Here is a 12,045-nt window from a genome sequence, read left to right as displayed (position 1 = left end):
CCGGGAGGTGTTTTTTTGTGTTCCTCCGGCACGCGCACCGAAGTCGTTATCAGAAAGTCGTTATCATATTGAAACGGATGCTTGACGAGGCGCTTCGGGGATGCTAGAATGGGCGTCCGTTTTACAGAAAAAAACAAACGCATCACAACCATGGATAAAATTGTCTACCATTTCGGCGGCGGTACGGCCGACGGCAACGGGAGTATGAAGGAGTTGCTGGGCGGCAAGGGTGCCAATCTGGCCGAGATGGCCCGCATTGGTCTGCCGGTGCCTCCCGGCTTTACGATCACGACTGAGATTTGCACGTACTTTTACAAGAACGGGCAGCGCTACCCCGAGCAGCTCGATGCTCTGGTCAGGGGCGGGATTGCCCGCATGGAGGAGCTGGTGGGCTGCCGCTTCGGCGATACGGCGGCGATGCCGCTGCTGGTGTCGGTGCGCTCGGGTGCGCGCGAGTCGATGCCCGGGATGATGGATACGATTCTCAACCTCGGCCTGAATGATGAGACGGTCGAGGCGATGGCGAAGGCGACGGGCAATCCGCGCTTCGCATGGGATTGCTACCGCCGCTTCGTGCAGATGTACGGCGATGTGGTGATGGGGGTGCAGAAGGCGCCCGGGGAGGATCTCGAGCCATTTGAGCAGGAGATTCACCAGCTCAAGCAGGAGCGCTACGGCAGCAATGTGGCGGATTCGGATCTGACGGCGGATGATAACGGCGAGCTGGTGCAGCGCTTCCGCCGCTTGGTGCTGGCGCGCACGGGGCACCCTTTCCCCTCTGATCCTTGGGAGCAGCTCTGGGGGGCTATCGGGGCGGTGTTCGGCTCGTGGCAGAATGAGCGTGCGATTACGTACCGCCAGAAGTACGGTATTCCGAGCGAGTGGGGCACGGCGGTGAATGTGCAGTGCATGGTGTTCGGCAATACGTCGGATCGCTCGGGTTCGGGCGTGGCGTTCACGCGCGACCCGGCCGTGGGGGCCAATGAGTTTTACGGTGAGTTCCTGATGAATGCTCAGGGCGAGGATGTGGTGGCGGGTGTGCGCACACCCGAGCCGGTGGCGCGCTTAGCCGAGGTGATGCCCGAGGCTTTCGAGGAGCTTTGCCGCATCCGCCACACGCTTGAGGAGCATTTCCGCGATATGCAGGACTTCGAGTTCACGATTCAGGACGGCAAGGTTTACATGCTTCAGACGCGCAACGGTAAGCGCACGGGTATCGCGGCTTTCCGCATTGCCTGCGATCTGGAGCGCGAGGGGCTGATTGATCGCAATACGGCGGTGAGCCGCATTCCGGCCGACCAGGTGGACCAGGTGCTGGCTCCGATTTTCGATGAGCGCGCGAAGCGCACGGCTCTCTGCATCGCCAAGGGTCTCAATGCAGGGCCCGGCGCGGCGTCCGGGCGCATTTATCTGAATGCGTCGCGCTGTGTCAAGGCGCACAAGGAGGGCGAGAAGGTGCTGCTGGTGCGCCTGGAGACGTCACCGGAGGATTTGCGCGGGATGATGGCGGCCGAGGGTATTCTGACGGCGCGCGGCGGTTTGTCGAGCCACGCGGCTTTGGTGGCTCGACAGATGGGCAAGGTTTGCGTCTGCGGTGTGTCGGATATGGAGATTGATTACGTGGGACGCAGCATCACGATCGGCGGCAAGGTTTACCGCGAGGGGGATTATTTGTCTCTCGACGGCACGGCGGGCTTCGTTTACGAGGGCAAGTTGCCGACGGCGCCTTCCGAGATTATTCAGGTGTTGCTCAACCGCACGATGAAGCCTGAGCAGAGCCGCATTTACCGCGATTTTGCCAAGGTGATGGAGTGGTGCGGGCAGCTCAGCCGGCTGCAGGTTCGCACGAATGCCGATTCGCCTGATCAGGCGGAAGCGGCGATCGCTTTCGGCGCGACGGGCATCGGTCTGTGCCGCACGGAGCATATGTTCTTCAACGGCAACCGCATTGATTACATGCGCCGCCTGATTCTCTCGGAGAGCATCGAGGATCGCCGCGAGGCGGTGGCTCAGTTGCTTCCCTTCCAGAAGAGTGATTTCAAGGGTATGTTCAAGGTGCTGGAGGGGCGCCCGGCGACGATTCGCCTGCTGGATCCGCCGCTGCACGAGTTCCTGCCGCAGACGAAGGAGCAGCAGCTCGATCTCGCTCAGAAGTTCCGCATTCCGGTCGAGATTATCATGCGCCGCGTGCTCGAACTGCATGAGTTCAACCCCATGCTCGGGCACCGCGGCTGCCGCCTCGGCATCTCTTACCCCGAGATTACGGAGATGCAGGCGCGCGCCATTCTCGAGGCGGCCATCGAGGTGCAGGAGGAGTGCGGCATAGAGACGAAGCCCGAGATTATGGTGCCGCTCGTTGCCTTCCGCCGCGAGTTGGAGCTTCAGAAGGAGGTGATTGATCGCGTGGCCGAGCAGGTCTTCAAGGAGCGCGGCTGCCGCATCAGTTACAAGGTCGGTACGATGATCGAGATTCCGCGCGCGTGCGTGACGGCTGATCAGATCGCCGAGGTCGCCGAGTTCTTCAGCTTCGGCACGAATGACCTGACGCAGACGGGGCTCGGCATGAGCCGCGATGATTCGGGCAGCTTCCTCGGGCTTTACCGCAATCTGGAGATTGTCAGCGGCAACGTCTTTGCCAGTCTCGACCAGCAGGGCGTGGGCGGCCTGATGGAGCTTGCCGTGGAGCGCGGACGCAGGTCGCGCCCGAATATCAAGTTGGGCATCTGCGGTGAGCACGGCGGCGATCCGGCTTCGGTGCGCTTCTGCCACAGGCTGGGGCTCGACTACGTTTCATGCTCGCCCTACCGCGTGCCGACGGCTCGCCTCGCTGCCGCGCAGGCGGTGCTGGCGGAGCAGGCATGAGGGCCGCTTGAGCCGTTTGACGCGCGGGCGGCGGACGAGGTTTCCCCCGCCGCCTGCGCGCCCGAACTGCGCGCCTGCAACGGGGCCTCGGGCAAAGCGTGGAGCTGCGGCGACTAAACGGCAGGAGGCGGATTTCGCGGCCGTCGCTGCCGCGGAGAGCTTTTTTGGTGCGGGGCGAGGTCTGTGTCCGCATTGCTCCGTCTGACGACACAGTTTCCGCTTGCTTTGGAGTGTTGAAATGCGTAAAATGAGGGACGTGACAGGCACAGACATGAGAGAAGCCGCTCTGCGCGCCTACGAAGCTATGGCGATGGCTCGCGCATTCGATACAAAGGCATCGGCCCTGTACAAGGCCGGCAAGGTGTTCGGCGGTGTGTTTCTGGGGCGAGGGCATGAGGCTATCGCTGCCTGTGAGGCTGTTTTTCTGCGCAAGGGCTACGATGTCTACGCACCCTTCATCCGCGAGCAGGCGGGGCGCTGCGCTTGGGGCGACAGTGTGCTCGAGAGTGCACGCACGTATTTCGGCAGCGTCGAGGGCTGTATGCGCGGCCGCGATGGGAATGTGCACTGGGGGCATCCGCTCGAGGGAACGCCGGCGCCGATTTCTCATCTGGGCGCGATGGTGTCCGTCGTGGCGGGAATGATGATGGCCAAGCGCATGCAAGGTGTTACGGACGCCGTGGGCGTGGCCTGCTGCGGCGACGGGACGACGTCGGTGGGTTCTTTTCATGAGGCCTGCAATTTGATTGCAGTGCAGAAGTTGCCGGTGGTGGTGGTGGTTTCCAACAATCGTTTTGCCTATTCGACGCCCAACAGCGAGGAGTTCGCCTGCGATCTGCTCGACCGAGGCCGCGGCTACGGGATGAAGGCGCTGGGCTGCGACGGGACGGATTTCATGGAGACGCTCGAGGTGATGGAGCGCGCCGTCGGCGCGGCTCGCCGAGGCGAGGGGCCGCAGTGGGTGGTGGCGACGACGCTGCGCATGTGCGGCCACGGCGAGCACGATGACTCGTCCTACATCCCCGCCGAGCTCAAGGCGGCCTACGCTAATCGCGATCCGCTCGAGGTCGCTCGCCGCCAGCTCACCGAGCTGGGCTGGCTGAGCCCCGAGGCAGATGCCGATTTGCGGCAGCGCTGCGCCGACGAGGTGCAACGCTGCGTGGCTCAGGCACAGCGCGAGCCCGGCCCCGACCCGCGCACGGAGGACTGGCACGCGACATCTTGGCTTCCGATTCGCTGAGCGGCCATGCACCGACTCCCTCCTTCTTCGATGATGCGATAAGTTTTCTCCCCATTTCCACCAACACGAGCTATCATGAGTGTGACCTACATCGACGCCATTCACCGGGCGCTTTTCGAGCTGCTGGAGGAGGACCCGCAGGTCTTTCTCTTCGGTGAAGATATTGCCGGCAGCTTCGGCGGTGCCTTCAAGGCGACCAAGGGGCTGGCCGAGCGCTTCCCGGGGCGCGTGATCAATTCGCCCATCAGCGAAGACGCGATTGTGGGGCTCGGCATCGGTGCGGCACTGGGCGGCATGAAGCCGATTCTCGAAATGCAGTTTGCCGATTTCGGCACGCTGGGTCAAAACCAGATGGGCAACAACGCCGGGGCTCACTATTACCGCACGGGGTTGCCCGTCAACCTGACGCTGCGCATGCCCTGCGGCGGCACACCCGGCGGCGGTCCCTACCACAGCCAGAGTCTCGAGGCGCTTTTTGCCCACTACCCGGGGCTCCACGTGCTGACGCCGGCGACGGTGGCCGATGCCTACTACATGCTCAAGCAGGCGGTGCGGATTCCGGATCCCGTGGTGTTCATGGAGCACAAGTTCCTCTACCGCTGGCTGAAGGCCGAGAGCTGCGTCGAGCCCAATCCCCTGCCCGTGGGCAAGGCGCGCATCGCCCGCCCCGGCGAGCATGCGAGCGTGATCGCCTTCTCGGCCATGGTGCCCGAGGCGCTCAAGGCCGCGGATTTGCTCGAAGCGACGAGCGGCTACCGCATCGAGGTGGTCGATCTTCGCAGCGTCAAGCCGCTGGATACCGACACGATTCTCGCCTCGGTGGCGCGCACGGGCCGCCTGCTGGTGGTCAGCGAGGATTTTCCGTGGGGCGGCGTGGCGGCCGAGGTGGTCGCGCGGGTGGCGGCCGAGGGCCTGCATCTCTTGGATGCGCCGCCGCTGCGCCTCTGCTCCAAAGACACGCCCATTCCCTATCATCCCGATCTCTGGAAGGCGCATCGCCCGAGCAGCGAGAGCATTGCTCAGGCCGTTCGCTATCTGATTTCGCTCTGACCCATGTCATTTTCGCACTTACTCTCTCATTCATCTTCTCTGCCATGCCTCAAGTACCGATTCTGATGCCCCAGTTGGGCGAATCCATTGCTGAAGCCACCATCATGCACCTGCTGGTGAAGCCGGGCGATGTCGTCGCGGCTGATCAGGAGGTTTTTGAGGTGGAGACAAACAAGGCCGTGATGGGCGTGACCTGCTCCTGCGGCGGCACGATTGCGAGTCTCTCGGTCAGCGAGGGGGAGACGGTAGCCGTCGGCACCGTGATGGGCATCATAGAGGCGACGGCGGAGGAGATTGAACGCTCCGGAGCCCACACGCTCGAGCAAATGCAGGCCGCCGGCAGCGCCCTGCCCTCCGCCCCCGCCGCCGACAGCCCGTCGGGCGACGATACCGCCCACTTCCGCACCGAGGGAGAGTACCGCGAGGCCATTGCCGCAGCGGGCGCCGACGGGCGCGGCCTGCCCGTGCCCATCGGGGTGCGCGGGGCTCACTACCTCTCGCCGCGCATCCGCGCGCGCATGGACGAGCTGGGCATCACCGAGGCCGATCTGGGCTTCATCAGCGGCACGGGTGCGGGCGGACGCATCACCATTGACGACTTCGAACACTTTCTCAATTACGTGGACGGCTGGCCGTCGCGCAAAGCCTCGCCGATGCGGCGCAGCGTCTCGAGCAGCATGCAGCGCACCTGGAGGCGCCCGATTGCGAGCGCGGGCAGGCCGATTCTGATGGCTCCCGTGCTGCTGCACCGCCGCCACCACCCGCGCAAGCCCGGCATCACGCTCTACTTCCTGCGCGCGCTGGCGCTGGCGCTGGCGGAGTTTCCGGAGTGCGCGGGCTACATGGTCGGCGACCGCATTCTGACGCCGAAGCGCATCGACCTCGGGGTGGCGGTTCAGGTGACGGACGGCGTGATGGTTCCGGTGATGCGCGGCGTCAACGAGTACACGCTCGACGAGTTGATCGACAAATACAACAAAGTGGTCGCTCAGGCTCGCTCGCGCCGCCTCGACGACGCCTACCTCGGCGGCGGCATCGCCACGGTGACGAACTTCGGCGGCTTCGGCCTGACGGACGGCACGCCGATGCCCCTGCCCAGCGAGAGTCTGATTCTGGGCGTGGGAGCCGTGCAGAAGGTGCCGGTGTGGAGCGATGAGGTCGAGTGCTTCATCCCCGTCGAGCAGGCGCGCATCGTCGCCTCCTTCGACCACCGCGTCGTCGACGGCGGAGACATCGGCCGGCTGATGCAGCGCATCGCCTGCTACCTGGAGCACCCCGACAAGCTCTGATGCCCGTCCTGCCCGACCAGATCGGTACGCTCGCCGTCTTTGCCGGCGCGGGGGAATACCCGCGGCTGGTGCTGGAGGGCGCGCGGCGCGCGGGCGTGCGCGTGGTCTGTCTGGCGCTCAAGGGCTCGGCACCCAAGGGGCTTGAGGAGCTTTGCGAGCTCTGTGTGCGCTTCCGCATCGGCGCGGTCGAGCGCATCCGCGATTTTCTCTGCGCGCAGAAAGTGACGCATCTGATGATGGCGGGGCAGATTCGCCCGTCGTCGATTTACACCCTCTGGCCGGATGCGATGGCCCGCCGCCTGCTCGCCGGGCTCGATCGGCGCAACGCCCACACCATCTTCGGCACCATCTGCACCGAGCTGGCGCGCATCGGCATCACCGTGCTGCCCGCCACCACCTTCATGGAGGAGCGCGTGCCCGGCGAAGGGCACCTCGCCGGCCCGGCACCCACCGAAGCCCAGCTTCGCGAAGCCGACGCCGGGCTCGTGCTGGCGCGAGAAATCGCTCGCCTCGACATCGGGCAAAGCGTCGTCGTGCAGGGGGAGCGGCTCACCTGCGTCGAAGCCTTCAAGGGCACCAATGAATGTCTGCAATCCGGAGGACATCGGGGGGCGCCCGTCACTCTCTGCAAGGTGACAAAACCCGGGCACGACATGCGCTTCGATGTGCCCTGCATCGGCCTGAGCACCATCCGCAACTGCTTGGATGCCGGCGTGAATCACATTGCGATTGAAGCCGATCGCACCATCATCTTTCAGCGCGACGAAGTGCTGCGCCTCTGCCGCGACCACGGCATCACGCTGCACGCCCGCCGAGTGCCCTCGGGCGGCCCGACGCTTCGCGAACCCGGGCACATGGCGAGCGACCTCGAGCACGCACGCTTCATCGCCGAGCAAATCGAACGCCTCGGCATCGGGCACAGCGCCATCGTCTGCGACGGAGTCGTCATTGCCGTCGAAGATCCCGACGGCCCCGAGAAGTGCCTCGCACGCGCCGGAGCCTACATGAAGCGCCTGCGCTTTGCACGCCTGCTCAACTGGCTGGGCAACCTGCTGCTGGGGCGGCGCTGTGCACCGCCCGCCCCCATGGTCATGGGCGGCACCGACGCCCTGCACCTCACGCCCGAGCTGCGCCGCTGCGCCCGCCGCGCAGGCGTGCAGCTGCCCGAGTAAAACCCGGCCGCCGCTCAGCCTGCTCTGCCCTCTGCCCTCTGCCCACTCTGTCCACTCGGCCCTCTCCCCTGCGAGCCGCTCAGCCCTGCGTCTTGCGGGGCAAATGCGGCACGAGCGTGCGCTGGCTCGCCTGCGCGCGGGATCGCGCCTGCTGCGATGCGCGGCGGTGCAGGTACTCCTGCATGCGAAAAGCCTTGCCGACCCTGCGGACGGGGTGCGAAGAGCCGTCCGGCTCGATGAGGTAAGCCTGCGTATTATCGCGGAAGCAGGCATCCAGAATCTCCGTCACGCGACGCGCCACAGCCGGATCGAGCACCGGAATCATCAACTCCACGCGCCGATTGAGGTTGCGGTTCATCCAGTCGGCACTCGCGATATAGACAAGCGCATTGCCGCCGTTGTGAAAGCTGAAAATGCGCGCATGCTCCAAGTAGCGGTCGACGATACTCACCAAGTGTGCATGCCGACGCGCCTTCGCCGTCGACGGCGCCCAGCAGCAAATACCGCGCACATTGAGGCTCACCTCCACCCCGGCATCCGCCGCGCGATCGAGGGCGCGAATCATCTCGGCATCATTCAGCGAGTTCATCTTGGCGCGAACATAGGCGCGCTCGCCGCGCTCGGCGCGGCTGATCTCGCCCTCGATCAGCTCGAGCAAACGCGCCTTCATCATCGCCGGAGAAGCGTAGAGGCGGCGGAACTCCATCAGGCGCGTCAGCCCCGTCACCGAATTGAAAAACTGCGACGCATCCGCCCCCAGCTCCTCGCGGCAGGTCAGCAGCGAAAGATCCGAGTAAATGCGCGCCGTCTTCTCATTGTAATTCCCCGTGCCGAAATGACAATAGCGGCGCAGCGAACCGTCTTCGCGGCGCACAATGAGCAAAATCTTCGCATGCGTCTTAAACCCGCGCACCCCGTAGACCACCTGCACGCCCGAGCGCTGCAGGCGCTCCGCCTGCACGAGGTTGTGCCCCTCATCAAAGCGCGCCTTGAGCTCGACGAGCACCGTCACCTGCTTGCCGTTCTCCGCCGCCCGACAGAGAGCGGCAATAAAGCGCGAGTGATGCGCCGTGCGATAGAGCACCTGCTTGATCACCAACACATCGGGATCATCAGCCGCCTCTTCGACCAGACGCACGACAGGCTCGTAATTCTCATAGGGATTGTTGATGAGAATATCACCTTGGGCGATATTCTCAAACATACTCAGGCCCGGATCCACCGACGCCGGATACACCGGCAGCCAAGTCTCAATCTTCAGGTGATCATTGCCGGGCTCAAAGGCCAGAGAGCCCCAGTCGACGAGGCGCAGCATGCCGGGCACGCGATCCGTCATCGCCGTCTCATCCGCCTCGGCAACTGCCGCGATGCGGTCGGCGAAATCGCGCGGCGCCTCTGCGGGCAGCTCGAGGCGCACACAGCCGGAGAACTTGCGGGCGACGAGCACCTCCTCCATCTCGCGGGCGAAGTCTCCGCCCTCAGCCTCCACAACGGCAATATCGCCGTTGCGCGTCACGCGGAACGGCACGGCGTGCAGCACGCGCTCCCCCGGGAAAAGCCCGCCGATGAAACTCATCACCAAATCCTCCAGCATCACGTACCCCTCCTTGCCGAGAGCCGCCGAGTGCACGCGGCGCGGCAGCGACTCGGGCAGAGGAACCGCGACGAAGCGCGTCTCCTCGCTCTCGCCGTGCCCGAGCTCCAGCGCGATAATAAGGCTGAGCGAGGGGAGCGTCGGCGGCTGCTCGACCTCCATCGCCAGCGGCGTGAGCAGCGGCGCAACATTGTCGCGGAAGAGCTGTTCGAGCGCGGCGTACGAAGCCGCGGGCAGCTCGTGCATCGCAACGGGCGAAAGCCCCTCGCGGCGCAGCAGCGGCAGCAGCTCATCATTCATCAGCGCGTACTGCTGCCGCACCATGTCAGCCACGCGGACGCGAATACTCTCCAGCTGCTCATGCGGCGAAAGCCCGGCCGGATCCGTCGTCAGCTTGCCCGACTGATGCAGCAGCATCAAACCGCCGACGCGCACCTGAAAAAACTCATCGAGATTGCTCGCCGTAATGGCGAGAAACTTGATGCGCTCCAAGAGCGGCAGATCCGTGCGGCGAGCCTGATCCAGAACCCGCTGATTAAACTCCAGCCATGAAATCTCGCGATTGATGTACATAGTCACCTCCAAAGCCTCCGACGTACCCTCTCATGCTAGCACAGGCCGCCGCACTCGGTCAAGCGCACAATGCTGATGCGTCCAAAAGCTCACATCGGCCGACGCCGCATCACCAACCGTCCGGCCGTCCAACAGTCCGGCGCCACGCTCAACTGTCCGGCGCCCACTTGGCCACCCAACCAGCCACCCAACCAGCCACCCAACCAGCCGCCCAACCAGCCACCCAACCAGCCGCCCGGCCTCTTCGCCCGGCACCCCGCCCAACCACTCGGTTCCCCGTCGCTCATCCCCCGTCGCTCGGCTACCCGCCTGCTCAGCACCCCGCCCGCTCATCCGCCCGCCCGAAGCGCGGAGAAATTAGGGCGTCGGGGCACACTCTGCGCTTGTCATGTCGGCCGGCTGTGCTACAATGACGACGTTATGACAACAACCATCGACAACCTCCGCACCGCCCTCATCGGCGAGAGCACCGCCTGCGCCACCTACGCCGCCTACGCCAGCAAAGCCCTGCAGGAAGGCTACCCGCAGATCGCCAAACTCTTCGAGGCCGCCTCCAAAGCCGAGCGCATCCACGCCGGCAACCACGCCCGCGCGCTGGCGAAACTCGGTGCCGAGCTGCCGCAATTCGACATCAACATCAAACTCGGCACCACGCTCGAAAACCTCAAAGCCGCCCGCGCCGGAGAGGTGTACGAGTTCACCGAGATGTATCCGCCCATGATTGCTCAGGCCGAAGCCGACGGCGCCACGCAGGCCAAGACGGGCTTTGCCTGGGCCATGGAAGCCGAGAAATCGCACGCGCGCCTTTACTCCGCCGCCATCCGCCAGCTGGAATCCGGCGAAAAGCTCAACCTGCCGTCCCAATACTGGGTCTGCCCGATGTGCGGCGAGACCTTCGACAGCCTTGAAGGCGTCGAGAAGTGCCACCTGTGCAACGTGCCGGTCGGCCGCTTCCTTGAGTTCTGATTCTCACGAGCGTCGGCGGCATGCCCTGCCGCCGACGCCTGCCATCTCTCTCCCTCACCCTTCGGTCGTGAGTCATTCCCTTCGCGCCATCTACACCTGCACCCCCGTCGCCTTTCACGCCAACCGAGCTTTTCACATCCGCGACAGCGGTCTGATTGCCTCGGAACTCCGCAAGATGGGGCTGGAGAGCAAGTGCATCATGCCCCTGCCCTTCTACGAGGACGACAGCCTCACGGAGCAGCTCATCCGCGTCGAAGCCGAAAAACTCAGCGACCCGGCCTGGTGGCGCACACTGGGCATCGACGCGGTCGTGCTCTACTCCTGGGGCGCACCGCGCTACCGCAGCATCGCGCGCGCCATTCAAAAGGCCGGGCTCAAGCTCCTGATTCATCTGGACAGCAGCGGCGACTTCTGGGGCGGCATACGCCTGCGCGATCTGCAGCTCGGCCGGGCTCTCCGCGAGATGATCAGACGCCCTCTGGTCGATCTCCTGCGCGCGCGCCACCTGAGCTACGCCGACTACATCACCGCCTCGCCTCCCACGCGCGACATACTGCGCTTCAACTTCTTTTACGGCCCGGCCATCGCGGATAAAATGCGCTCGATGCCCTGCCCCGTCGCCTCCGACAAACGCTACGACGGCACACCGAAGCGCCCGGAAATACTCCTCATCGGCCGCTGGGATGACAAACGCCAAAAAAGGCCGGAATATTTGGCGGAAGCCCTGACCTACCTCTTCACTCAACTCAGCGGCTCCCTGCCGACAGAGACATGCGTGACACTCTGCGGTAACCTGACGTCCGAATTAAAAGAGTGGCATGCCCAACTCCCCGACGAGCTCCGCCCGAAAATCAGGCTGGTCGGTTACGTCGACAATGCAGAGCTCAATAAGCTCTACTGCCGTGCACAAATCATAGGCTGCCCGTCGCTCTTCGAAGGCTCGCACAACGTCTCCGCCGAAGCCCTCTGCTGCGGCTGCTCCGTCGTCGTCAGCAATCGCCCGGCAGCCCTCCGCACCGTCATCTGGTACACCACGCGAGACTCCGGCCGCGTCTCGGAACAAGACAGCCCCGCCTCCTTCGCCTGCGCCCTGCGCGACGAACTGCTGGCTTGGCAGCGCGGCGAGCGAGACGCCGTCACCATCGCCCGCGCCTGGCAGCCCGTCTTCCACGTCGACCGCGCCCTCACGCGCATCTTCGGCCTCGATCAGCCCGATTCGGCATAAACCGATTCGGCACAAAAGCGCCGCTGCAAACCTTCAAGCTTGAAGCGCAAAGCCCGGCATGTTAACATCACCCC

At 64.5% G+C, this 12,045-nt stretch carries 8 protein-coding genes; 7 read left to right on the top strand and 1 reads right to left on the bottom strand.

Features of this window, described 5'->3' with window-relative positions; translation table 11 throughout:
• Positions 1-150: 150 nt before the first annotated feature.
• The 5 genes from ppdK (at position 151) to AC6UAL_RS00220 (ending at position 7,613) form a co-directional block, all read left to right on the top strand.
• Positions 151-2,862, top strand: a complete 2,712-nt coding sequence (gene ppdK / locus AC6UAL_RS00240; RefSeq protein WP_500681337.1) for a pyruvate, phosphate dikinase — start codon at positions 151-153, stop codon at positions 2,860-2,862.
• A 256-nt stretch (positions 2,863-3,118) separates the two neighbouring features.
• On the top strand, positions 3,119-4,102 hold the full coding sequence (locus AC6UAL_RS00235; protein WP_500681336.1) for a thiamine pyrophosphate-dependent dehydrogenase E1 component subunit alpha: 984 nt from the start codon (positions 3,119-3,121) through the stop codon (positions 4,100-4,102).
• A 75-nt stretch (positions 4,103-4,177) separates the two neighbouring features.
• Entirely contained in the window at positions 4,178-5,152 is a 975-nt protein-coding gene (locus tag AC6UAL_RS00230) for an alpha-ketoacid dehydrogenase subunit beta (RefSeq protein ID WP_500681335.1), read from the top strand.
• A gap of 44 nt (positions 5,153-5,196) precedes the next feature.
• Positions 5,197-6,441: a 2-oxo acid dehydrogenase subunit E2 gene (locus tag AC6UAL_RS00225; RefSeq protein ID WP_500681334.1), complete on the top strand. Its 1,245-nt coding sequence runs from the start codon at positions 5,197-5,199 to the stop codon at positions 6,439-6,441.
• Positions 6,441-7,613, top strand: a complete 1,173-nt coding sequence (locus AC6UAL_RS00220) for an LpxI family protein (RefSeq protein ID WP_500681333.1) — start codon at positions 6,441-6,443, stop codon at positions 7,611-7,613. Before AC6UAL_RS00225 ends, AC6UAL_RS00220 begins: the two co-directional genes overlap by 1 nt.
• A gap of 79 nt (positions 7,614-7,692) precedes the next feature.
• Here AC6UAL_RS00220 and ppk1 read toward each other — a convergent pair whose 3' ends face one another.
• The gene (ppk1, locus tag AC6UAL_RS00215; RefSeq protein WP_500681332.1) at positions 7,693-9,780 is read right to left on the bottom strand and encodes a polyphosphate kinase 1; all 2,088 of its coding nucleotides are present in this window, start codon (positions 9,778-9,780) and stop codon (positions 7,693-7,695) included.
• Positions 9,781-10,200: 420 nt separating this feature from the next.
• Here ppk1 and AC6UAL_RS00210 point away from each other — a divergent pair, with 420 nt between their 5' ends.
• Together AC6UAL_RS00210 and AC6UAL_RS00205 are read left to right on the top strand one after the other, a co-directional pair.
• A complete protein-coding gene (locus AC6UAL_RS00210) occupies positions 10,201-10,746 on the top strand; it encodes a rubrerythrin family protein (RefSeq protein WP_500681331.1) in 546 nt (181 codons plus the stop codon).
• Positions 10,747-10,813: 67 nt separating this feature from the next.
• On the top strand, positions 10,814-11,971 hold the full coding sequence (locus tag AC6UAL_RS00205) for a glycosyltransferase family 4 protein (protein WP_500681330.1): 1,158 nt from the start codon (positions 10,814-10,816) through the stop codon (positions 11,969-11,971).
• Positions 11,972-12,045: the final 74 nt, after the last annotated feature.

The organism is Candidatus Parakkermansia intestinigallinarum, from assembly GCF_944389695.1.
Lineage (GTDB): Bacteria > Verrucomicrobiota > Verrucomicrobiia > Verrucomicrobiales > Akkermansiaceae > Akkermansia > Akkermansia intestinigallinarum.
Note: the sequence above shows the minus strand (reverse complement) of the source record. Positions and strands in the feature narration are given on the sequence as shown.